This window comes from Xenorhabdus sp. PB61.4, from assembly GCF_963894935.1.
GTDB lineage: Bacteria > Pseudomonadota > Gammaproteobacteria > Enterobacterales > Enterobacteriaceae > Xenorhabdus > Xenorhabdus stockiae.
The window spans coordinates 13,041-35,947 of the sequence record NZ_CAWQJR010000162.1; the positions used below are offsets into that span (position 1 = coordinate 13,041).

The 22,907-nt window shown below is 41.5% G+C and carries 21 protein-coding genes and 1 pseudogene; 2 read left to right on the top strand and 20 right to left on the bottom strand.

What is annotated here, in order from left to right; all coding sequences use genetic code 11:
* Positions 1–151: 151 nt before the first annotated feature.
* The 19 genes and pseudogenes from AACX68_RS11380 to cpxR all read right to left on the bottom strand — a co-directional run bounded on the left by AACX68_RS11380 (position 152) and on the right by cpxR (position 19,372).
* A complete protein-coding gene (locus AACX68_RS11380; protein WP_228857968.1) occupies positions 152–1,054 on the bottom strand; it encodes a glycosyltransferase in 903 nt (300 codons plus the stop codon).
* A complete protein-coding gene (locus AACX68_RS11385) occupies positions 1,051–2,262 on the bottom strand; it encodes a hypothetical protein (RefSeq protein WP_228857969.1) in 1,212 nt (403 codons plus the stop codon). The genes AACX68_RS11380 and AACX68_RS11385 overlap by 4 nt, the downstream gene beginning before the upstream one ends.
* Before the next feature lie 50 nt (positions 2,263–2,312).
* Positions 2,313–3,185 (bottom strand): glycosyltransferase, encoded by an 873-nt coding sequence (locus tag AACX68_RS11390; RefSeq protein ID WP_228857970.1) that lies wholly within the window; start codon positions 3,183–3,185, stop codon positions 2,313–2,315.
* Between the two features lie 13 nt (positions 3,186–3,198).
* Complete coding sequence (locus tag AACX68_RS11395; protein WP_255705074.1) at positions 3,199–4,455, bottom strand: O-antigen translocase; 1,257 nt, start codon at positions 4,453–4,455, stop codon at positions 3,199–3,201.
* Positions 4,456–4,466: 11 nt separating this feature from the next.
* A complete protein-coding gene (locus tag AACX68_RS11400) occupies positions 4,467–5,573 on the bottom strand; it encodes a DegT/DnrJ/EryC1/StrS family aminotransferase (RefSeq protein WP_228857971.1) in 1,107 nt (368 codons plus the stop codon).
* A 1-nt stretch (position 5,574) separates the two neighbouring features.
* Entirely contained in the window at positions 5,575–6,546 is a 972-nt protein-coding gene (locus tag AACX68_RS11405) for a GNAT family N-acetyltransferase (RefSeq protein WP_228857972.1), read from the bottom strand.
* A 3-nt stretch (positions 6,547–6,549) separates the two neighbouring features.
* Positions 6,550–7,044, bottom strand: coding sequence for an acyltransferase (locus AACX68_RS11410; protein WP_228857973.1), 495 nt, complete (start codon positions 7,042–7,044; stop codon positions 6,550–6,552).
* Positions 7,044–7,919 carry a DegT/DnrJ/EryC1/StrS family aminotransferase gene (locus tag AACX68_RS11415; protein ID WP_255705078.1) on the bottom strand — a complete coding sequence of 292 codons (876 nt, stop codon included), beginning with the start codon at positions 7,917–7,919 and terminating at the stop codon, positions 7,044–7,046. Before AACX68_RS11415 ends, AACX68_RS11410 begins: the two co-directional genes overlap by 1 nt.
* Before the next feature lie 28 nt (positions 7,920–7,947).
* The gene (locus AACX68_RS11420; protein WP_228857975.1) at positions 7,948–8,361 is read right to left on the bottom strand and encodes a sugar 3,4-ketoisomerase; all 414 of its coding nucleotides are present in this window, start codon (positions 8,359–8,361) and stop codon (positions 7,948–7,950) included.
* Positions 8,351–8,905 (bottom strand): dTDP-4-dehydrorhamnose 3,5-epimerase, encoded by a 555-nt coding sequence (gene rfbC, locus AACX68_RS11425; protein WP_228857976.1) that lies wholly within the window; start codon positions 8,903–8,905, stop codon positions 8,351–8,353. The genes AACX68_RS11420 and rfbC overlap by 11 nt, the downstream gene beginning before the upstream one ends.
* Before the next feature lie 90 nt (positions 8,906–8,995).
* Entirely contained in the window at positions 8,996–10,867 is a 1,872-nt protein-coding gene (locus AACX68_RS11430; RefSeq protein ID WP_228857977.1) for a polysaccharide biosynthesis protein, read from the bottom strand.
* A 91-nt stretch (positions 10,868–10,958) separates the two neighbouring features.
* On the bottom strand, positions 10,959–11,987 hold the full coding sequence (locus tag AACX68_RS11435) for an MraY family glycosyltransferase (protein WP_228857978.1): 1,029 nt from the start codon (positions 11,985–11,987) through the stop codon (positions 10,959–10,961).
* Complete coding sequence (locus AACX68_RS11440; RefSeq protein ID WP_228857979.1) at positions 11,987–12,928, bottom strand: NAD-dependent epimerase/dehydratase family protein; 942 nt, start codon at positions 12,926–12,928, stop codon at positions 11,987–11,989. The genes AACX68_RS11435 and AACX68_RS11440 overlap by 1 nt, the downstream gene beginning before the upstream one ends.
* A 33-nt stretch (positions 12,929–12,961) precedes the next feature.
* Positions 12,962–14,008: pseudogene (locus AACX68_RS11445) on the bottom strand (IS630 family transposase).
* Positions 14,009–14,124: 116 nt separating this feature from the next.
* Positions 14,125–15,003 carry a glucose-1-phosphate thymidylyltransferase RfbA gene (rfbA, locus tag AACX68_RS11450; RefSeq protein ID WP_228857980.1) on the bottom strand — a complete coding sequence of 293 codons (879 nt, stop codon included), beginning with the start codon at positions 15,001–15,003 and terminating at the stop codon, positions 14,125–14,127.
* 21 nt (positions 15,004–15,024) lie between these two features.
* Positions 15,025–15,924, bottom strand: a complete 900-nt coding sequence (gene rfbD / locus AACX68_RS11455; protein WP_228857981.1) for a dTDP-4-dehydrorhamnose reductase — start codon at positions 15,922–15,924, stop codon at positions 15,025–15,027.
* Positions 15,921–17,009: a dTDP-glucose 4,6-dehydratase gene (gene rfbB, locus AACX68_RS11460; RefSeq protein WP_228857982.1), complete on the bottom strand. Its 1,089-nt coding sequence runs from the start codon at positions 17,007–17,009 to the stop codon at positions 15,921–15,923. The genes rfbD and rfbB overlap by 4 nt, the downstream gene beginning before the upstream one ends.
* A gap of 303 nt (positions 17,010–17,312) precedes the next feature.
* Positions 17,313–18,683 carry an envelope stress sensor histidine kinase CpxA gene (cpxA, locus tag AACX68_RS11465; RefSeq protein WP_228857983.1) on the bottom strand — a complete coding sequence of 457 codons (1,371 nt, stop codon included), beginning with the start codon at positions 18,681–18,683 and terminating at the stop codon, positions 17,313–17,315.
* Positions 18,680–19,372 (bottom strand): envelope stress response regulator transcription factor CpxR, encoded by a 693-nt coding sequence (cpxR, locus tag AACX68_RS11470; protein ID WP_228857984.1) that lies wholly within the window; start codon positions 19,370–19,372, stop codon positions 18,680–18,682. Before cpxR ends, cpxA begins: the two co-directional genes overlap by 4 nt.
* 517 nt (positions 19,373–19,889) lie before the next feature.
* Between cpxR and AACX68_RS11475 the strand changes: the two genes are divergently transcribed.
* Together AACX68_RS11475 and AACX68_RS11480 are read left to right on the top strand one after the other, a co-directional pair.
* Positions 19,890–20,012, top strand: coding sequence for a Spy/CpxP family protein refolding chaperone (locus tag AACX68_RS11475; protein ID WP_228857985.1), 123 nt, complete (start codon positions 19,890–19,892; stop codon positions 20,010–20,012).
* Between the two features lie 187 nt (positions 20,013–20,199).
* Complete coding sequence (locus AACX68_RS11480) at positions 20,200–21,336, top strand: glycosyltransferase (protein ID WP_228857986.1); 1,137 nt, start codon at positions 20,200–20,202, stop codon at positions 21,334–21,336.
* Between the two features lie 59 nt (positions 21,337–21,395).
* Here the strand turns inward: AACX68_RS11480 and rfaL are convergent, their stop codons facing one another.
* Positions 21,396–22,613 carry an O-antigen ligase RfaL gene (gene rfaL / locus AACX68_RS11485; protein WP_228857987.1) on the bottom strand — a complete coding sequence of 406 codons (1,218 nt, stop codon included), beginning with the start codon at positions 22,611–22,613 and terminating at the stop codon, positions 21,396–21,398.
* Positions 22,614–22,907: the final 294 nt, after the last annotated feature.

A 22,907-nucleotide genomic window follows, 5' to 3' on the forward strand; every position in this document is an offset into this window, starting at 1 on the left:
ATAATATCCATACTCAATGAAGGTTTCTATCCACTTTGTCGTGTATTTCTTCTGATTTGAGTAATCTATTGTTTTTCTTCTCAACTTTTGATTCGATTGTAAAAGAAACGAAATGGAACTACACCTTTGTTTGTGACACATCGTGGTAATCTTACTTTAGCATACCTAGTACTAAAATAACTGCAAGGCTTAGTCTGTCCCGTAATTTCCTACGAACCTTGTGGATATTACATGCCATATAAAGATGACCAAAATAACCGCGATTCAGACAATTAACAAAGAACGGACGATTTTCAACACTGTAAAGGCTAACGATGCGTTTTATTTCTGTCAGATACCAACTATTACGTATCATTTGGATTCTGCGCTTCGCTGCTTGTAATCCACCGTTTGCGCCAAACTGATTGCTACTATGCTGTCGGTATAACATGCTCGGCCACGAATCAATAAACCACTTATATCCGGTGTGGCGAGCAAATGCATAAATTAGCCAATCATGCAATTCAACTTCATCGACTTTATCTCTATTATTGTTTATGAATGCTTGGAATTTTAATGCCACTTCTTTGCTGAACATATAAGTACAGCCCGGTCCGGCAGATTCAAAGCAATAATCATACTCGACTTGAGCTTGTGCTTTGTTGATCAGCACTTGTTTGCCATCTTCCCAAAAGGCTATGACATTACTGGAATAACAATCGTAGCCTTTTTCGGAAAGTATTTTTATCGCGTTCGATAATTTGCTCAGGTGCCAGATATCATCCTGATCGGCGAAAGAGACGAAATCATAATTTACCAGTTCAACATCACGGATTAAACGATAGAAATTACGTGCTGCGCCACCATAGCGGCTACCATAAGGTAACACATAAATATTGCTATATTTTTTTTCGAGCTCAAGGCAATACTTATAGGTATCATCGGTACTAATATCGACACTAATGTGGATATCTACGGATACATTTTCTTGATTAAGAACACTTTGAATTTGTTCGTCTATCCACTTCATTCCATTATACGCAGCCAGTAAAACAGCTACTTTACTTTCCGTCATTGCTGCCTCTCACCAATGGGTTTGTTGGTATGACCTACTATCGAAAACTTTAAAAAATTAGAAAACAAGTACAATAAGAATATAAGAATAGAACTCATAATATTAAGCAATATATAAAACTGGGGAGCAAACCCTAGAAATAGCATAAGATAGGAAAACTTAAGGAAAAGTAGCCAAGCATAAATCCCCTGAGTTTTGCAGAACCAGTAAAATACAGCGCCAAAAGTCAGAACGACAAAGAACATTGCAAGAAATACCAGAGGCAATCCGCCAAATAGGAGGAAAGGGTAGAACTCAGTACCTACGTTGTAACGGACAATTAATACCGGTGAGTAAGGGTATATTGGGAACGCTTCACGAGAAAACGGTGAAATCTGGCTGAGCAAGAACTGTTCGTTCAGAAAGCCTGTCGAGGCCACATGAGTGAAGTTAAAAATAGGTGTCGTGATATACAACAGTATTTGTTTAATAGACGGCGGCATTACGTCAAAAAAAGCCGTCAGCGGGAATTTCCCATAAACAATACGGTCGCCAGAAGATTCAATCGAGAAAGATGTGCCGCTACGATAGAATCCAATAACAACAAATATTGTCGGCAGTAAAATCAATAATGAATACAGACCGAGTTTCACGTTACGAAATTCGCGCGGACGACTTCTGACTGACATCGAACGGGAGCGTGCGTAGAGGATGAAGAAGTAGCAAAAGAAAGACATCAGTAAGCGGTTACGGTCAATCATCATTATCGGCAATAGTACCGAAAACAGAATGAAGAACTTAGCAGTCCACGGGTTTTCATGCCTGATGACATAAGCAATGGGAACTAGCATCCAGCACATCGAAGTGACATGGCGAATGAATCGTCCGATCCCATAGAGTTCAGCGTAGCTGACTGGATTGAGCAATTTGAACCCATTAAAATAAACATCAAGGGGAAATAGAAGCAAAATTAAAAAGGCCAACGACTTTAGCGCCAGCTTATCGGGTCGTGCTAATTTACTGTAAATATTTTCGTATAACTTGGAATAATCCAGTTTTCTTCTGAAGATTAATTCAAAAAAACAGACCAGAAAGAATATGCTGCCGCCGTAAAAGAGGGAATAACAGAACATTTCCTTTGTCACGTTGAAGCACAGATAAAAAATGGCTAACTGGGTTAGTACCGGAGCCATTATATAAAATGACAATCGGCTTTTCATTTCACTCATATTTCAATCCACTCTAAGCTGACTACTGGCTATTTTATCTCACTAGCTGCTTACGTTAGTGATGAATAATATTTGTGAATAGCATAATGATAGACGGCTTTGAGATAACTCCTCTGCAAGTAGTTAATTTTACACTTAGTGAGATATCTTTTGGCCAGAAGTTGATTTTGTACGTATTTCAATTCAGGAGTATAGGTGTATTTTTCCAGCAAATAGCAAAATGACTGCAAATTAGCAACTCGCGTGGCTACATCTTTCACTTTTGACGTATTGTTGCCGTGTATACGGTAGCCACAAACTTTTTGATCGAGGTAAATTACGCTGTCCGGTGTTTTAAACACATTCAGGAAGAAGTCAAAATCATCGATCCTTGAATTTTCGTCATACTGATAGCGTTTAAAGAAATTGCGCCTTACCAGAATGCACGGGCCGGCAATACACCATTTGTCTATCAATTTTTGCGGAATGCGTTGGTTATTTCGCAGATCATCGGGGTTTCCGCCGTGATAATCCATAAAGCTATCGCTAAATTGCTTGCTGTCGTTGTCGATAACGGTACCATCACCAAACACGCAGGTGATATTATCAGTAACAACTGCCATCATCGCAGCGGAGCTGCCGGGAAGGACGATATCATCAGAAGCGGAAAGCCGAACAAATTTACCGTTAGAGTTGTTGTAAAGTTTATTAACGGTTTTGGCAATACCGTGATTTTCCTGCGTAATTAAACGGACATTGATATCGTTATTCGTTTCCATCCACTGTTTGATAACGTGAACTGAATCGTCCGGTGAACCATCATCGATAATTAATACTTCATAACTGAAATCATGAGTCGCGACATCATCTTTTATAGAGTCCAAAGCCTCAACTAAAAAAGCGCTATGGTTATAGCAAGGCATTGCATAGGTTAACTCTAGCATTGTTCCTTCCGATTTAATGAATGATATGTTTTAGTGCAAAGCGCAAGAACAGTAAACAAACCAACTGGATAATCACATATGCATACAATACGGAGTCGACAGCTAGATTTGTGAAATGAAGCAGAATAGTCGTTATTATATAGAATAAAAAGGCAAAAAATAACTCTAGTGCAATAAACCAGCGTGTACAACCACGAGCCAGCATAGGGTAAGAGTAAACCCAGTTAATGAGTTTTAGGCAGTCTCCCACTAGCTGAATAGTGAAAAACTCCCGCGCCGGTAAAAATTCTGGTGAAAACAAAATCAGAATAATGAAATCTTTCATCATGTAGACGCTGAGCGCCATAATGATCGCCAGACCAAACATCAGGTGGCTTGTCGTTTTTACTTCTGCCAGAATTTTATTGCTACCACTAATAGAGGAAAGTTTTGGCAAATAGTAAACTCCAAGCGCAAGCGTCAAGACGCTCAGGTAAACTTCTGATATCCGCCATACGGCTTGCCATTGTCCGGTAATAGTCCAGCCAAGCTGGTCAACCATTTCGTTACGGATCAACAGTAATGAGGTGGGTAAAGCAATGGCACTGACCACTGCCATGCAAATATAACCAGTGATACCTTTAATATTCTTGTTGGTCGTTTTACCAAAGAAATTAGTGGACTTGAACCACTTTTGTCGATAGACAAACGCGATAGAAATAAACCCAACCAATGCATATTGAATACAAACAGAAATAAGTGCGCCGTGCAATTTCTTGTAATAGATTAACACCACCATTATCAGACATGATAATAGGGTTGAGAACATGCCAACAATGACATATTTCTTATAATCTTTCGTACCATTGATGACGGAGTTGACAAAAGTTCCGATGGCAGTGAGTGGTAAAAAAACGCCTGCCAGAACAATTATCCAAGCATACTCTTCATTTGCCAGAAAGGCCCGCGCCAGATAGTTTGAGCAGAGCAAGACAACGACCAATATGATAAGATAGAGGAATATCGCACAACGTATACCTGCACGCCACCAAGGCGTGCATTTATCTATACCAATGTCATGATTTTCGGCAGTATAACGAACTATCCCGTTACTGACAGGAGCGTTAATTATTCCATTGAAACTTGTAACCATAGCCTGTAACTGGCCCAAAAGAGCCAGTCCTGAAGGTCCGCCATAAACAGCCACAAATTTTGTAATAACAAAACCCACAGTCATTTTAAATATTGTTAGCAAACCAGTCCAAAAAGTGACGCTAAATAGAGCCCGCATTAAATTTGCTCTTACACTTTAAATGCATTGATTTTGTTTACGACATACATAGCTTCATCTTCTGTCAAAATCGGAGATATTGGTAGTGACAATACTTCGTCATGAATTTGCTCAGTGATCGGATAATGCAAATGGTTCAGCTCTGAGTAGGCTTGTTGTTTATGCGGCGGAACAGGATAGTGAATCAGTGTTTGAATGTTGTTTGCCGATAACCACTCCTGCAGCTGTTGCCTATGCGGGGTTTTAATCACAAATAAATGCCAGACATGGGCAGCCGCTTCAGTGACGAATGGCACAGTCACCAGCGCATTATTCATGTTCTTGATATAAATATCCGCAATACGACGACGATGCGCAGTATCACTGTCTAGACGTTTTAATTTAACGCTGAGCATTGCGGCTTGCATCGGATCCAGACGACTATTCAGCCCCTGATACAGGTTTTCATATTTTTTGTGCGAACCATAGTTGCGCAGTGCTTTGATGGCATTTGCCAGCTCGTCATCATTTGTCACTACGGCACCAGCATCACCCAATGCCCCGAGATTTTTACCTGGGTAAAAACTAAAGCCAGCGGCGTGACCCCATGTCCCCGCACGTTTTCCCTCAAGCATGGCACCATGTGCTTGGGCACTATCCTCCAGAACCAATAGATTATGTTTTTCTGCAATACACATAATCTCAGGCATTGGTGCTAACTGACCGTACAGATGTACAGGAAGGATGGCTTTCGTTTTCGCGGTGATAGCGGATTCAATGGCTGCCGCAGTGATGTTGAATGTATTGTAGTCAGGCTCAACAAGCACAGGGACTAACCCATTTTCAGTGATCGCAAGTATCGATGCAATGTAGGTGTTAGCAGGAACAATGATTTCATCACCGTTTTGCAGGTGGCCCTGCAGTTTCCAGACACGTAAAACAAGGTTTAATGCGTCAAGACCATTTGCCACGCTAATGCAGTGTTTTGCCTCGCAGTAAGCCGCAAATTTATTTTCGAAAGCATCAACTTTATCGCCACCGATATAATAGCCAGAATCAATAACTTCTTTGCATGCCGTAAGCATTTCTTGCGCATCGCGCGCGTTAATTTGTTGCAGATTCAAAAAGTCTACTTTCATTTTATTTTCCATCTTTGCTTAAGCTAACTGTAATTTTTTGACTAACCAGACAACCAATGCTCTCTTTAAAATTGATCAATCCTTGGTTTGGCTCTGAATGGTCTGTCGAGGTACCGATATCAAGCGTCGAAAACCCGCCTTCAGCGGCTGCAAGATAGATACCTTCGGTTAACTTAATGATGATAGAATCTTTTCTATATTCCGGATGTTCGCCCCAATAAAACACATATAATGTGTTGGTATCAAGTATGAGACAAATAGCACCAGCAAGAACAACATTGTCGCGCGTCAGAATATAAAACTTAATCTTCTCTCCCATAGCAAGAGAAAGTGCTTCAATTGCCTCCCATGACATTGTCATCGGGAACCCCTGGTTTTCTCGGTTTAACTTAATGACGTCATAAACACTTTTACGCTGCTCAGCCGTGGTTGCTTCGTTAAATTCCGGCTTAGACTTTGTAATGCGGTTAAGCTCTCTTCGTTTACTGCTGCTGAGGTTATCGCGAAAATCCTCGTAGCTGGTAATGGAAAGATGAAAATTAAGGTCATATTCATCCAGAGCCCATTTTTGGCGGAACAGAACGTTCTGAACTTTGGTGTGGACTTTGCTTTGGTAGTATTGCGGAGGCAGACGCCAGACGATTTTAGCGCTGTTTTCCAGAGATAACATATAATCAGAGATAGCGCTGATGAAAAAATCCAGCTCGCTCATAGAAATAAGCTCGCTGGCCTCAATGGGTCCAAAAGCGCCGGTTATCGGGGACGTCCAGTTAGAGGAATTTTGTCCGCGAGCAAAAGATTTGATGGCGAGTTGTTTGTTGCTTGTGAGATCCACCAGAACAAATGTTCGTACCTCTTTTTTCTGCACGATAATCTGGTGCTCAATAAAGCATTTACTAGAAAAAAAATTATTTTCCGCATACTCATCAACTAGGTTGACAGCATATTTTTCATTCGATGCTATTCTGGTCATAACTTAATCCTTTTTTAGCTCGCAATGATTAATTTTTTTAATTAATCTAGCGGGTGTTCCACCTATAATGGAGTAGTCTTCAAATGACGTATTGACGTAGCTATTCGCCGCGACGATGCAAAAATTACCCAATTTAACGCCTGGCATAATAATCGCCGAAGTGCCAATCCAGCAGTGATCGCCAATTTCTATTTCTTCTTTCTGAATCGGATAGATTTTTTGCAAAAGCTCGCTGGCGTTTGGACCTGAATCGGTCATTATGTTTACATTTTGCGCAATGCTTACATGAGCACCGATGGTTAATTTGGCGCTGTAGCCGTTTAAAATTGAATTCATTCCGACATAGCTGTCATGACCAATTTCAAGAATGTTTTCTTTTGAACCAAAAACAGAGCATCGTTTAGCAATTTTAACATTATCTCCTAAATGAACATTATTAATGCTTGTCGAAGGGTCTACTGTTGCACTACCAATCAATGTAATGTTTTCTAATTTCATCACGCGCCCCGTTGAATAAACTCATTGTAGACAAAAACAAAATAGTCAAGGTCTGCTTGTTGCAGTCTATTGTGCAGCGGAATGAAAAACGTCTGTTCGCCATAAAAAACACTACATTCTATTCCGTTACCCTGCATAAATGTTTTCAGCGCAATAAGGTCAACATCTGGCGGAGGACAAAAAATAAATACGGATGGTGTTTCCCGTTCGCTAAAAGTAAAACGTGGCGTGCAGGACAAGCCCGCAAACTGCTCCAACAGATAGCGATAGTTTTTCCATCGTATGTCGGCATATTCATCAACATGGTCAATATGTGCGGAAATCACACGCTTAACATAGTCTTCGTGCTCTGCGCCCAGTTCCGGCTTAGTGGTCAACGCCTTGCGACTAAGGATAATTCCACCGAACTGAATCGGGAAATACTTAGGAAAGCTATAGATGACAAAATCACTGCGCCCGGAGTCTGCAGACGAGGAATTAAATGAATGGGCAAAGTCTTCGATAATGGGAACACCAAGCTGGTAGAGCTGATCCATATCCGGATATACAGTACCAAACTCATGGACAACCACAATAGCTTTGGTTTCTTCAGTCAGCGTACGATTCCATTTGCAAACAGCTTCAATCGCATTTGTCACGCACCCACTGACGTACAGATTATCCGTGGTGGTAAGCACGGTGACACAATCTGTTTTTGCCAGCTCCAAGTTGGTTAACGCTAGCGTGATACCGTGGCGTGCTTTGAGCAAATAGTACTGATGGTACGCTGGATGTCTTTTTTCAAAAAACTGCACATCCTTGCTGGCCGGTGGTAAACAGCAACTCGTTGCAATAGATGATGTACTGAACGGGCTTATCCGATATGAGGGTTTCATAAACTCATCATCGGTTAAAATCCAATTACTAGTCACAGCCAGCCCTCCCCTGGACTGATTCCAGAAAGTCATCGTAATTGCGCACATAGTCGCTCTCATCATAGAGTTCGTTGGCCAACACCATCAGAACACAATCTTCTGAAAAATCAACCATTTCACGCCATATGAAGGATTCAATCACTAAACCTTGCGCAGGGTTATCCAGCAGCAGATTCACTCGCTCTTTGCCATCATCCAGAACGAATCGGCAAGAACCGCGAACGGCAATGGCAATTTGTTTTAGATTTCTGTGTGCGTGAAAACCACGTTTGACACCTTTACTGGTATTGAACAGGTAATAAACACGTTTGATTTCGAACGGAATATTGCTGCCATACTCCAGAGCAACCAAGGAACCACGCTCATCGCCATGGGTTTGAAGAGGAATCAGTTTAATATCCACCTTTGTTCTCCAGTAATTGATGTAACAGAGGCGCAATTTTGTCTTTATCGGATAAGATTGGTTGTTCTACACGCCAGTCAATGGCCAGTGCAGGATCGTTCCACAGGATGGTCCGCTCCGCTTTGGAATTGTAATAATTTGTTGTTTTATACAGAAAAATTGTCGAGTCGCTCAACGTGGCAAAGCCATGCGCAAAACCTTCCGGGAGCCACAGTTGTTTGCAGTTCTCAGCAGATAAATGCACGCCAACCCACTGACCAAACGTTGGCGAATCTTCTCTGATATCAACCGCGACATCATAGACTTCACCAGCAACGCAGCGAACTAATTTGCCCTGTGTTGAGGGTGCCGCTTGGAAATGCAAACCACGGACAACACCTTTCTGAGATTTTGATTGGTTATCCTGGACAAAAGTGACTTCATGACCGACAGCTTCTTCAAATTTGGCATGATTGAAGCTTTCATAAAAATATCCGCGTTCATCTTTGAAAATTTTCGGTTCAAAAATCAACACGTCAGGTATTTTGGTTGCTGTTACGAGCATTTTAATTCCGATACATTAAGTTAATAAATATTAGCGATAACAATCTATGGCTCGTCACCACTATTACTGTGTACTGTCGTACCAAAAACCTTAAGACAAAATATCACAGATATCATCAGAAGGTTGAAAACCGGTTTGCGCGTTAATTAGAATCTCTCGTATTTTAACTTGATCGTAATTTATACAGGCGTTCCTAAGTTCGCATAAATACTCTTGTAATTTATCGTAGCTGAGCATTATTTCATTGGCGGTCAAAATGCGTGGATGCTGGGTTTTTTCAACACTTTCACCAATCAATAGCTCTTCAAATAGCTTCTCGCCAGGCCGTAATCCAGTAATTTTAATGGCAATGTCACCTTCCCTAGTCGTTTCATCTTTCACTCGCAAACCACTCAGGGAGATCATACGGTGAGCTAGTTCCAGAATTTTCACCGGTTCACCCATATCTAGCACAAACACATCACCACCTTTGCCCATCGCACCAGCTTGGATAACCAGCTGAGCAGCTTCCGGGATGGTCATGAAATAGCGAATGATATCCGGATGTGTCAGTGTTATCGGGCCGCCTGCTTCAATCTGCTTTTCAAATAGAGGTACAACAGAACCAGATGAGCCAAGAACGTTACCAAAGCGCACCATAGAGAAGCAGGTAGATTTCTGTTGCGCAGACAAAGATTGTAGCACTAGCTCAGCCATCCTCTTTGTTGCACCCATTGTGTTTGTTGGGCGTACCGCTTTATCTGTTGAAATTAATACAAATTTACACACGCCGCTGCTTATAGCAGCCTGCGCGCAATTCAACGTACCGAAAATGTTGTTCATGACGCCTTCAACAACATTATATTCAACCAGTGGTACATGCTTATAGGCCGCTGCATGGTAGACCGTTTCAATGTTGAAACGAGCCATCACGCGTTCAAGGTGGTGTTGATCCTGAACACATCCAAGAATCGGCACTAGCGTAATGTTCGCATGCAATTGCTTGATAAGATCACTTAGCTCGCGCTCAATGGCATAAAGGGAAAATTCAGAAATCTCATACAGGACAAGTACGCAGGGGCTATTGTTGAGTATTTGCCGACATAGTTCTGAACCAATTGACCCCCCAGCTCCGGTGACCATTACCGCCTTATCTTTGATATTTTTGGAGATCAATTGTGATAATGGTGCAACGGAATCTCTGCCTAGTAGGTCGGCAATTGAGACTTTCTTGATCATATCGATTGTGGCTTTATTTTCAACCAAATCGACCATGCCCGGAATAGATAACACTTGGCAGGGCAGCCCTTCCAGTTTAGCAATCACTTCTCTTTTTCGTTCACGGTTTACGCTTGGCATAGCTAAAAGTATTTTCTTGACATCATACTTATCAACCAGCCATTTCAGTTTTTGCGGGCTATAAACGGTCACTCCGTGAATGGTCGTATTTTGTAACTTTTCATTTTCATCAACGAATGCAATCGGATAATATTCCGTGGCCTGACTCAACGCTGGCAAGAGTTGACATCCGGATGAACCTGCACCATAGATGATGACTTTAGTACCGAAATTCATGCCTCTGTTGAGTAGCATACGCAGTAAAAGTCGCGAACCGACAATGAGCAACAAACCAACGGCAAAATAGATACCTGGGATAGTACGTGGCAAATAGATATTAGTGGAGGAAGCGAGCATGGCCAGTAGCGTGGCAGACAAAGCCATGCCGATAGCCACCGTAACGAGTAGTTTCGCGTTCAGATAGCGCAAAACTGCTCGATACAAGCCAAGCTTAATAAAGACCAGTAGGGTTACTAAGGTATTGAAAGAAACAAGATACCAATGATGGATACTGGTGATTGGCATCAATGCATCAATTCTTAACCAGAAAGCGAGCCAAAAAGAGAAGACCAAAAGAGAAATGTCGATGGAAAGAGATATTGTTCTTTTGTATGACCTTGGTAATGAGATAAACCAGACTAACATGATATTCCTAATGTTTTACACGCCACTTGATGTCACACACATAGTTGTGACTTTAGATTCAAAAACAAATTGCGAATACCTACGCTCATGCTCAAATCTTATCCTTAACACCCGCACCATATTTCCATGCCAGCACGATCAAAGGAACCCATGCAATGATAAGAGCCAATACGCCATCAAGGTATGATGCTGCCGCAGCAAAAGAAAGAGGCGTTAGCCACAGTACGTTGATCGCTATCACACCCGTTGTGACTTTCGTATGTGATTGATAGTGACGGGATAGTATTTGATAGCAATGGCTGGCATGCGCTTCAAAAGGTTTGTGTCTGTGCGCCACCCGACGTAACAGCGTTACGGTTGAATCGATCACAAATACGCCCAGTAAAATCAGCTCGGCAAAAAACAGGCGGTGATCTGCTTGGCTGGCAATAAGTAACAGCAGGCCAATAACAATACCGAGGAATCCGCTACCAGCATCACCCATAAAGATGCGTGCAGCCGGAAAATTCCATACTAGGAATCCGAGACTGGCTCCGGCAAGAATCAATAGGCATAAGGACAAGTCTTGATCTAACAATGCCGGGTTACTTAAGCTAATAACCAGCAGGCTCAATGCCCCGAACGATACAGCTTCGATGCCTGCAATACCATTGATTCCGTCCATAAAATTATAGAGGTTTAGCATCCAGACAAGGAACAACATTCCAAAAATGATGCTGACAACGGGAATATTGATGCTGTAACCGGCAACCACAATCGTCGGGAAACCTCCGATAAAATAAAGTCCAGAACCAGCAGCTAGAAAATGGAACAACAGACGAAGTCTCGCATCTATATGTCCGTGATCATCAAGAAAACCGATTACTGCGGTGATCAAGCCAGGAATAGCCAGCGCCAACATCACATCGCGAGAAATAAGTAGTGAAAAGTAGCCAATGCTCATAAAAGTAAGTAGTGTTATAACAATGGCAATTCCTCCACCTCGCGGTGTGGGAGTTGAATGCGAACTGCGATGTACTGGAATATCGAAGACATTATTGCGAATGGCATAGCCCCGTAACAGCCAAGTTAGAATGTATGCAATAATAAACGCCGCGAGCAACGTGACGATGAATGACATTATTTTTTATCCCCGTGAAATGTTTGACCTGCTGCGAAGAGGGAATCTTGGATACTTACAATCGGTTGCCACTTCATCAATGTTCTGGATTTCGATGCATCAATAGATAACGATTCGAAAAGTTGCTCATACATTTTCTTTTTGCCTAGCAAATACAACAGCGACTTTAGGATAAAGGGCGGGAAATAGATTAGTCTGGCTTTTTTTCCCATCCCTGTGCCCATCGTGCTGACAATCTCTTCGATTGACAATTCAATCTCGTCAGAAAAAACGAATACTTCATCTTTTGCCAATGGATTGTCAATGCAGTGGGCAATAAAATCACATACGTTGTCTAGTGATGCCATGCTTCTGACATTGTTGACCTTTTTGAACGGCAACGGCAGGCCACTTGCTACTAATTTGAGTAGGCGCTCGATATTTCCCGGTGCATTTGGACCACAAATTAATGCTGGACGAATAATGGTAATGGCCATCTTCGTGTTTTTATATTTTTCCAGTAACTGTTTTTCTGCTTCGTATTTGGAAATTGCATAGTGTGAAGCGGGATGCAGAGCGGAATTCTCGCTAATGGCTTGTTGTTTCGGATTATCACCATTTACACCGATCGAACTAATAAAGATAAATTGCTTGACACCAGCTGCGAAGGCGTCTTCAGCGAGCTTTATTGTCGCATCACAATTCACTTTTTTAAAGGCCGCGGCAATATCTGTTGCTTTGTCATTCAGAATGTGCGCGCGTCCTGCTGCATGAATGACAACATCGCAACCAGAGACGATATTATGCCAGGCGGTATGACCATCAATATCGCCAGTGGCGTAGATATTTCGGGTTGTATCACCCATGCGTGAGCTACCTGAAACATCGAATGACTTATGCATTAGAAGCTCAGAAAGTCTTGAACCTAAAAAACCAGAGATGCCTGTGATCAATATTTTCATTGTAAGCTATTTATTAAAGGTTATTATACGCAATTAACTCGAAGATACAGGTTTTAAAATCTGAAAGTTAACAGTTAGTCTAGTCAGGGCGTTAGCTATTTTGTTTTTTCTGGTAAAATGATATGAAAAAAGTGGTGAAGTATTTCACAGAACGTTTTTGCATCCGGGAAATAGACATTGTTTCGTACCTGCCGATTGGCGCACTTCCATCATTACTCTATGGGATTGAGGCTCAGGCTATAAGGCAGTAAGTAACGTAATTCAATGTTGAAAACTTCTGCGATATCTTTCACCAAATTTGTTCGGTGATAGTTTGGTGATAGCTTGTCCCATCCAGAATGATGTGGATTTTTTGTGAAAGAGGATAGTTCTCTCCGATTACACCAAAAAATAAGCCGCATTTCTCTCATTAATACTCGGATATTCACGAATAATTGCCTCTTCAATTCGCTGTAATTGAGGGCGCCCATAATATAAGGCGAATACGGCCGCCTGTGGTGGTGACTATCTTGACATGTTTATGCCTGTTTTCATCCGGTAATGACTTAATTTTGTGGACTGGGTAGGGTGCAGGCATCAATAAGCAGAATCGGTTCATGCTAACCGAGGCTGTCTTTCAACGCGTTGTAGACTTCAATAAATTGCTTCTGTTTATCCGCATCAAATTTATGAGGAACGCCCATTAGTTTCTTATAGCTGAAACCTTGATGATGAAGCTATTTCGCCATTCCGGTCACAGTAAAAGTAATTGACCAGCGTGATTGGACATAGGCTACAATTTGTGCGGTTTTATGCATCAAATTGACAGGCAGATACTCAACCAAGTCAGCCGTTTGCTCGGCGGACAGATGACCTTGAGCGCCCCCATTTTCAGGGGGCGCTTTTCTTGACTGACATAAACTTTCAGATGAGGATTTACCGTGTTTTCATGAGCATGCAAGACCTGATCAATCATCTGAGTTGTCCAGCCCTCAGAAACTAAAGAACGGCTTTAATACGGTCGAGTACTCGTCCACCACGAGTGGTATCATGCATTAATTCGAGGGCCAGTTTTTGGTCTGACGTGAGATGAATTTTCATGGTCGTCAACGTGGGCTAATTTGAGTAAAAAATCAAGTATCTTCAATGACGTTGGGTATGTTCGATTAATGCTGAGGATTTGATTAAAAGAAAAACATTATTCCTTTCTTTTTCGATTACTTTTTACCGATCATTTTCAGCAAGTACTTTCCGTAATTATTTTTTGCTAGTGGTTTAGCCAGTTTTTCGATTTGCCTTGCGTCAATAAATCCTTTTCGGAAAGCAATTTCTTCAGGACAGGATACTTTTAATCCCTGCCGTTCTTCGATGGTTGCGATAAAGTTACTAGCTTCAATTAGACTTTGATGCGTCCCGGTATCGAGCCATGCATAGCCACGTCCCATCATTGCTACGGAGAGACGACCATGCTCCAGATACAAGCGGTTAATATCGGTAATTTCCAGTTCGCCACGCGCAGAAGGTTTTAAGCTTTTAGCAATTTCAATCACATTATTGTCATAGAAATAGAGACCAGTCACCGCATAGTTACTTTTCGGCTCAGGTGGTTTTTCTTCAAGGCTAATTGCCGTGCCTTGTTTATCGAACTCAATGACACCATAGCGCTCAGGATCGTTAACGTGGTAAGCAAAAACCGTCGCCCCGCTTTCTTGATTCACTGCGCTATCCAGCAATTTCGGCAAATCATGGCCGTAAAAAATATTGTCACCCAATACTAACGCGCAGTTATCATCGCCAATAAATTTTTCACCAATAATAAACGCCTGTGCCAGACCATCGGGATATGTCTGTACTTTGTATTGCAGATTTAGTCCCCACTGGTTACCATCGCCAAGTAGTTGCTCAAAGCGCGGAGTATCCTGTGGCGTACTTATAATAAGGATATCGCGAATTCCAGCTAACATTAGCGTTGACAGGGGATAATAGATCATCGGCTTGTCATAAATTGGCAGCAATTGCTTACTCACAGCCATGGTCACAGGATAAAGACGAGTACCCGAACCGCCAGCCAGAATAATACCTTTCCGTGTTTTCATTTTACTGTCTCAGAGAATAAGTTAAGGTGCAGTCGTTGTAATCAATTCTGCCAACATACGTTTGATGCCTACTTTCCAATGCGGGAGTACCAGACCAAAGGTGCGCTGAAATTTTTCTGTATTCAATCGTGAATTATGCGGCCGTTTAGCTGGTGTAGGAAAATTATCTGTAGATACTGCGTTTAATTTGCTCAGCGCCAGTTCTATTCCAGAACGTTTGGCTTCAGCGAAAACTAGTCCAGCGTAGTCATGCCAGCAGGTTTCCCCTCCAGCGACTAAATGATATAACCCTGCCACTTGTGGCTGAGTCATGGCCGTACGAATAGCGTGAGCAGTACAATCAGCTAATAATTCAGCTCCTGTCGGTGCACCAAACTGGTCGTTAATGATAGAAAGTTCCTGACGCTCTTTTGCCAGTTTCAGCATTGTTTTCGCAAAGTTATTGCCTTTACCTGAATAAACCCAACTGGTACGAAAAATGAGATGCTTTGAACAGTTTTCCTGTAGTGCTTTCTCCCCCGCTAATTTTGTCTGACCATAGACGTTCAGTGGCGCAGTGTGATCAGTTTCTACCCACGGTTTTTCACCCTCTCCTGAGAAAACATAATCGGTTGAATAGTGGATGACCCAGATGTTAAGTTTTGCGGCCTCTAGGGCGATGGCCTTTACGCTTTCTGCGTTCAGCAATGAGGCAAATTCAGGTTCGAACTCTGCTTTGTCGACGGCCGTATAAGCAGCTGCATTGACAATTACGTCTGGCTTGATGCGACGTATAGTTTCAGCAATTCCTACTGGATTGCTGAAATCACCATAATACTCAGTGGATTGTACATCCAGTGCAATCAGGTTGCCGAGTGGTGCGAGTGAACGCTGAAGTTCCCATCCAACTTGTCCATTTTTACCGAACAATAGAATGTTCATTTACTACGTTCCTCATAATTTTGCTCAATCCACGTCAGGTAAGCACCACTCTTCACGTTCTTGACCCACGAGGTATTTGATAAGTACCACTTAACAGTTTTGTGGATACCGCTCTCAAATGTTTCCAGTGGCTTCCAGTCAAGCTCTTTACTGATTTTGTCAGCATCAATAGCATATCGACGATCATGACCTGGTCTATCAGTAACAAAAGTAATTTGTTTTTTATAAGACACTTCTTTAGGAACAAGAATATCCAGAATTTGACAAATCTTATCAACAACTTCGAGGTTAGTTTTTTCGTTATGACCGCCAATATTATAAGTTTCACCATTTTTACCTGTGCTAACAACTAAATGTAGCGCTCTTGCATGGTCTTCAACATATAACCAATCGCGAATCTGGTCTCCTTTACCATAAATGGGCAAAGGTTTTCCTTCTAGTGCATTCAGAATAACCAGAGGAATCAATTTTTCTGGAAAATGATAAGGTCCATAATTGTTAGAACAATTGGTTACTATGGTTGGTAAACCATAAGTCCTGTGCCAAGCTCTAACTAAGTGATCGCTGGATGCTTTTGAAGCAGAGTATGGACTGCTTGGAGCGTAAGCGGTTTTTTCAGTGAATAAAGGAAGGGAAGAATGTTCTGGAAGCTCATCTGGATGAGGCAAGTCACCATATACTTCATCGGTTGAAATATGGTGAAAAAGGAATGTATTCTTTTTGTTTTCGGGCAATTGTTGCCAATAATTTCTGGTAGCCTCTAGAAGTGTATAAGTACCAATAATATTGGTTTCAATAAAATCACTAGGACCACTAATTGAACGATCTACATGGCTTTCAGCAGCCAGATGCATCACTGTATCTGGTTGGTGTTTTTCTAATATGTTATCAAGTATATTACGATCACAAATATTGGCTTTTTCAAAAGAATAACGCGGATTATGATCAATTTCTTTGAGGGATTCTAAGTTGCCTGCATAAGTGAGTTTATCAATATTAATCACACTATCATTAGTATTATTAATAATATGTCGAATTAAGGCAGAACCAATAAAACCTGCCCCACCAGTAACTAGAATTTTCATTTTTAATTTTTTCAGCTGATTTTAGGATTGATGCAGAATTTGGAAAGGAATGTATATAGAAAGATATTTTTATTAAAGCTACCGCACTAGGTTATGGCTCCCAGAGTGCCTATTATTTCGGAATTGGTAAAGTCTATCTTGTTAATATAAAACAATTTTCTCTCTTAATAAAAATAATCATATCAACAAGTTGTGTTAAGCAGTGACGAGATTAGTCCCTCAACGTTCCAAGGTCAAGTATAATAGTCTTTTTTCTTTAATTATTACATGTTGTTATTAGCTTAATTTTAATCAGGTCATTATCTATCTCCCATGCAACGGCAACCAAATCACTAGCCTCAATCCACCTAAAGGGCTATCCTCTGCCTTAACCCAGCCCCGATGTTGTTCCACCGCAGTTTCAACTATCGCCAGTCCTAAACCAGTTCCACCTGATTCCCTATCCCTCGCTTCATCTGTCCGATAAAACGGGCGAAAGATATGTTCACGGTCTTCAGGGCTGACTCCAGGACCATCGTCATCAACGGTAATCGTCACTCCGTGATTATCGGCTTTAAATGCAACGGCAATATGGCTTCTGGAGTAGCGGACGGCATTGCGGACGATGTTTTCTAGTGCACTACCGAGTACCGCAGGGTTGCAGTAGATAATCCAAGAACCGGGAGGTGAAACGATATCCAGTGTTTTGTGCATCTGCTCGACTTCAAATTTGGCATTTTCCAGTATGTCATTCCATATCTTGTTAGCCTTGATGTTTTCGCGCAGTAGTTCGTTTTTATGCTGGTTACGGGAAAGTACTAGCAGGTCGTTAATCATGCTATCCAGTAATTGTGCTTCTGTTTCAATACGCTCCAGTTCTTTGCTTTCTCCGTGACGGCGGCGCAATAATGCTGTGGCGAGTTGTAAACGGGTAAGGGGAGTACGCAGTTCATGGGAAATGTCGGAGATGAGACGTTGCTGAGCGGTTACCATCCTTTCTAGTGCGCTAATCATCTGGTTAAAGCTGCTGCCGGCTGCCAGAAATTCCTGTGGGCCTGATTCCAGTTCTGGGTGTTGTTTTAAATTACCTTTTGCTACCTGATCTGCTGCATTTTTTAGTTTACGTGCGGGCCTTGCCAAACTCCACGCCAGCCATAAGAGTAATGGCGCGCTGATGAGCATAGTTGCTGCTGGTAACAGAAGAGGACGATCAAACATCAGATTGATAAAGTCTGATTGTGGACTGTTTGTCGGGCGAAGCAGGTAAAGGTGATAGTAATCTTCACCATCTCGTATTGAAAATGGTCCCATTATTTCGACACGACCATATTTTTTCTTTTTAGGGTGGTCGGAGTTATCTGATTGCCCCATAAAATTGCGCACGAGCTGCGTATCGCGTTTCTCAGTGCTTATAACTCGTCCTTCTCCGGTTGCGAGAAATAAGCGTTGATCGGGTGGTACCCATTTGACAATGGCACGATCCAGCCTTAGCCACCAGAACAGATCACTGGGGGGATGGCGGGTCAATTCTGCTTCAATATGTCTGGCTAACTGATTTCCCTGATGGTACTCACTATCTAATAGCGGAGTTAATTGCCGGGAATCCAGCTTGGGCACCATCAGTGCCACCATTAGGACAAGTGCCAGTGTTAGCCAGAAGATTGCGAATATGCGCGCTGTTAAACTATTAATCATTTCTCTGAAACCATTAAGTATCCGCGCCCACGTAGTGTTTTGAACCAGGGTAATTCATCAGTCCGGTTAGGTAATTTACGTCGAAGGTTAGAAATATGCATATCTATGGCTCTGTCAAAAGGTGTTAGCCGTTTTCCTAAAACTTCCTGACTCAAATGTTCACGAGAAACAACTTGCCCAATATGTTGAGCTAACAAATAGAGAAGTGTGAACTCTGTACCGGTTAAATCCAGAATATTGCCGTCAAAACTGGCTTCCTGACGTCCAGGATTGAGTTGTAGCTTATCGATTTCCAGTATAGGTGTGCTGTTGTCGGCTTGTTGTTCACTCCAGTTGGAACGACGTAGAATCGCGCGTATGCGGGCCACCAGTTCGCGATCGTTAAATGGTTTAGGTAAGTAATCATCCGCGCCCAGTTCCAGCCCCAGAACTCGATCTAGGTCGCTTCCTCTCGCTGTCAACATAATAACGGGAGTCTGATGATATTGACGCAGCTCTTTCAGGGTTTCAATGCCATTTTTGCGCGGCATCATAATATCCAGCAGCAGAAGGTCAATTGAAGAGTCTATAAATTGTAATGCCTGTTCACCATCATGTGCGATAACCACATTGAACCCTTCCATCTCAAGAAGTTCTTTCAATAAAGCTGTCAGTTCGCGGTCATCATCAACTAATAATATCTTATGCATTCATTCTTCCTCCGAGAGCAAAATACGATAACAAATTTTGCTATTCCATGACTTTACGTTCTTTTACATGCTCTGACGCTAGTTTGCAGCCGTGGGGCTATATTACCCGCACTGAATCGAATAGTGCTATTCGATAAAGTGAGGAATTACTAAAAGTGCGTAAAATAGCAATGTTAGCTTTAGCGTCAATACCCGTTCTTGGAACGATGATGGCTCTAGCCGAAACTGTTGGATACGTGTAACGACTCTGAGGTTGATTCATCGCTTTGTCTGCCATATGACAACAGTGATTCTGGCAACTTTCTGCGTAACTATAACTATAGTTGTGTCTTTGGGGGAATCACATTAACTGAAAAGCAGCGGTAGGTGATGTGGGTTCTGGTGAAAAAACGGTATCTGTATGAGCAATTAATAACGGATATTCAGATAGAAGATCAGAAGATATACGGCCTTTTGGTAGCAAAGAATTTTGATTAAGTTGCGATTAGAGCGCAGCTTGAAAAAATAGCAAGATATAATGTTGATATCGGTGCAGAAGTTTGCGCGTATTCGCAATCAGATGTATCAAGTGCTGACGCCTGAGCAAGAAAAACAGTTCCAGAGATGTTATCAGGCACGAACTACCCGGTATTTGTACTGATGCTGTTATAACTATCTATAAAACAGCGTCAATAACGATTTTCCTTGCCATAGACACCATCCCTGTCTTTCAGCCCCGTTTCGGGGCTTTTTTTTATCATCAATTGTGGATTCTAGATTGTTGACTTAAACTCGGTGTTTAGTCCGATTCTCTACCTCATCGATAAATTATAAGATTAGCTGCTTTTATGAAGAAAATTGTTTTTATTGCTCCTGAGTTTCACTCTATCCCCCCAAATTATGCAGCCGCGGTAGAATGGTGGATTTATAATGTCGCTAAGGTAATGAAAAGTAATAATTCAGTTATCTGTAAGCGAGAGAAGTCAGAAAAGCCTATTGAAAGAATTAGTGATTATTCCTCAATCAATAGGATATATACTAGTGCGTTTTATAAGCGAATTTTTAGGAAATGGTCTCGTTTAGACCCTTATCCTTATGCTAAGCGGGTTGTGGATATGGTTTTGCATAATCAAGAGCATGGGGATAAACCCGTTCTGATTATTCAGAACTCCATTTCACTTTATGACGCAGTTAAGCAGTATTACCCTGAAGAACTGATGGTACTTCATCTGCACAATAGGCAGAACGCTACTACTTTGGGTAAAGAAACCAAGCTCATTGCGCCAAGCCACTCTTTAGCCAACTTTTTCCAGACCGAAGCCAAATTAGAGAATATTAAAGTTGTACCAAATGGCATTGATAAAATGCTTTATATGCAAGAAAGCAGCTGGAATAGGGAAAGGTTTGGCCTCAAAGAGGCTGCGAAGGTCATTTTGTATGCAGGGCGGCTAGATAAGAGAAAAGGTGTGCTTGAATTAATGGAAGCAGTGTCCTTACTACACAAAAAGGATTCACAATTTACGCTTCTGTTAGTTGGAGAGCATGCAAAAGTTACAAAAGGCGAGCGTGAGATTTATCGTAAAAAAGTACTCAATAAGGCGTTGGAGATAAAAGAATGTTGTGTTCTGGCCGGAAATATTCCTCCGGCAAATATGCATCAAGTTTATTCGCTAGCTGATTTAACGGTTGTACCATCATTAGGTGAGGAAGCATTTTGTATGGTTGCTCTAGAATCAATGGCGAGTGGTACACCTGTTTTGGTTAGCCCAAGAGGAGGGATCAAAGAGTTTGTATTCCCTGAAAATACAGGTTTCTTACTGCAAGAACCATTATCCTCTGAGAGTATAGCTCAGAATATTTCAGATACGTTGTTAGACGGTAGATTGCAAGAAATTACTGAAAAAGGTAGGGAAGCGGTTCTCACAAACTACGATTGGCATAATGTCAGTGAGTCTTTAATTGGTGTGTTGTCTGAATGGTTTTAATTTTTTTGATTTTACAGGCTATTTTTCTTGATAGCCTGTATGCTCTTGACGTTTAGCTTTTATTTTGTTTTATTCAACCTTTGCTGGCAGAGTGTTGTCAGCAAACCGAGATAAATACCTAAGATGTTTAAGTGAACGCTTTCAAAATTTCCTCTTATAACAAAATATCCAAAGAAAGAAATAAATAAAATTAATGCGGCCTGCTTATAGTTATCATTATCCAACATCCATTGTTTGCCTGATTGTTTTAGGTAAACAAATATCAGCAATAAAAAAGAGCCTAGTCCCAATATGCCCGTGGCAAACCAGATTGTTAGGAAGATATTATGTGGTCCTAAGGATTCTTTGAATGTCCACGCTGGATAATTTTTAACGTTATCATTATAAATCTGGTCGTAGATCTTATTACCGGTCCCATGACCCTTGAACGGATTTTCCAGAATTAAGGTTAGGGCTGAACCTTGCGTGCCATTGGTATATCGATAGCTGCTATCAGTTTGAGTTAGTTTATAATTTAAAGTAGCTTCTTTAGCTAGATAACCATGTTTAATAGCAAATAAAGCCGCACAAATAAGAACAATGCTGGCAATCAATGTCTTCCAGTTTTTATTCATCAATATCATCATGAAAAACATAACGAAAACAGCCAGCCACGCCCCTCTTGCAAGAGTACCTAACAGTACAAAAGATACCGAAAGAATCAGTAAAATCGTCAGCGCTAGGCGGATATAATTCTTGGGCTTCTGAAAATGCCAAAGGGCAACTAATGCGGGGAAGAAGAAGACGATACCATCAGATACACTACGGTGATTGTAGTTAGTAAAAGGCATAATGCCGTTTTGATAGTCCTGATAAAATAGATACATCTCTTTCACTGTGATAAATAGTAATCCAAGCAGAAATGATCCGATGATCATTTTCTGGATTTTCAATTTATCCGTTTGGCTCAGCGCTAAAGTAATCAGTATGGCAGAAAGTACCACATCTCTAAAAAAAGGTGTTTTTATCTCATGGAAGCTGAGTTTTGGGTCGGGAGAGATAATGACGGAATAAATAGTGGTTAGTGTGAATATTCCCAATGCCAACACAAGGTTATTTTTTAGTGCAGCTAGGCATCCTTTAGGGTTTTTTATGATCCAGTAGAGCGCAGCCAGTGCTATCAAAGCAAAGAATAAGTTTTTATAACGAGTAACACCTGTAACGTAGACGAGTGAAATGTACCCTCCTACGAAAAACGTACTCCAAGATAAATGATTTCTGATTGTTTCTTTAAACATAACCATACCTGAACAAACACGGATTTTAGCGGGTATTCTCTATTATTTTAGGGTTTGAGGCACGAATAAATAACAGGGCGATCATGTAAATTCCGTCAGGCAGGTATCGTAAGCCGTAAATTATGAGGTATTTCAGTTCTTGTTATAAGCTATACACTTCGTCTTTCAAGTTGCCTCTTTGTTGGCCGCGCTCGCTCACCCCAGTCACATAGTTATCTATGCTCCCGGGGATTCACTCTCTTGCCGCCGCGATGCATCTTGAAATCCATTGTATATAGGCCTGTTGTTATCTTA

Bases quoted from the DNA above. Each gene is read 5' to 3' on its own strand.
- rfaL (WP_228857987.1), bottom strand. From the start codon at position 22,613: ATGTTTAAAGAAACAATCAGAAATCATTTATCTTGGAGTACGTTTTTC.
- AACX68_RS11410 (WP_228857973.1), bottom strand. From the start codon at position 7,044: ATGAAATTAGAAAACATTACATTGATTGGTAGTGCAACAGTAGACCCT.
- AACX68_RS11380 (WP_228857968.1), bottom strand. From the start codon at position 1,054: ATGACGGAAAGTAAAGTAGCTGTTTTACTGGCTGCGTATAATGGAATG.
- rfbC (WP_228857976.1), bottom strand. From the start codon at position 8,905: ATGCTCGTAACAGCAACCAAAATACCTGACGTGTTGATTTTTGAACCG.
- AACX68_RS11390 (WP_228857970.1), bottom strand. From the start codon at position 3,185: ATGCTAGAGTTAACCTATGCAATGCCTTGCTATAACCATAGCGCTTTT.
- AACX68_RS11415 (WP_255705078.1), bottom strand. From the start codon at position 7,919: ATGAAACCCTCATATCGGATAAGCCCGTTCAGTACATCATCTATTGCA.
- rfbA (WP_228857980.1), bottom strand. From the start codon at position 15,003: ATGAAAACACGGAAAGGTATTATTCTGGCTGGCGGTTCGGGTACTCGT.
- AACX68_RS11400 (WP_228857971.1), bottom strand. From the start codon at position 5,573: ATGAAAGTAGACTTTTTGAATCTGCAACAAATTAACGCGCGCGATGCG.
- AACX68_RS11435 (WP_228857978.1), bottom strand. From the start codon at position 11,987: ATGTCATTCATCGTCACGTTGCTCGCGGCGTTTATTATTGCATACATT.
- AACX68_RS11395 (WP_255705074.1), bottom strand. From the start codon at position 4,455: ATGCGGGCTCTATTTAGCGTCACTTTTTGGACTGGTTTGCTAACAATA.
- cpxR (WP_228857984.1), bottom strand. From the start codon at position 19,372: ATGCATAAGATATTATTAGTTGATGATGACCGCGAACTGACAGCTTTA.
- AACX68_RS11440 (WP_228857979.1), bottom strand. From the start codon at position 12,928: ATGAAAATATTGATCACAGGCATCTCTGGTTTTTTAGGTTCAAGACTT.
- AACX68_RS11405 (WP_228857972.1), bottom strand. From the start codon at position 6,546: ATGACCAGAATAGCATCGAATGAAAAATATGCTGTCAACCTAGTTGAT.
- AACX68_RS11475 (WP_228857985.1), top strand. From the start codon at position 19,890: ATGTTGATATCGGTGCAGAAGTTTGCGCGTATTCGCAATCAGATGTAT.
- rfbD (WP_228857981.1), bottom strand. From the start codon at position 15,924: ATGAACATTCTATTGTTCGGTAAAAATGGACAAGTTGGATGGGAACTT.
- AACX68_RS11385 (WP_228857969.1), bottom strand. From the start codon at position 2,262: ATGAGTGAAATGAAAAGCCGATTGTCATTTTATATAATGGCTCCGGTA.
- AACX68_RS11430 (WP_228857977.1), bottom strand. From the start codon at position 10,867: ATGTTAGTCTGGTTTATCTCATTACCAAGGTCATACAAAAGAACAATA.
- AACX68_RS11480 (WP_228857986.1), top strand. From the start codon at position 20,200: ATGAAGAAAATTGTTTTTATTGCTCCTGAGTTTCACTCTATCCCCCCA.
- cpxA (WP_228857983.1), bottom strand. From the start codon at position 18,683: ATGATTAATAGTTTAACAGCGCGCATATTCGCAATCTTCTGGCTAACA.
- rfbB (WP_228857982.1), bottom strand. From the start codon at position 17,009: ATGAAAATTCTAGTTACTGGTGGGGCAGGTTTTATTGGTTCTGCCTTA.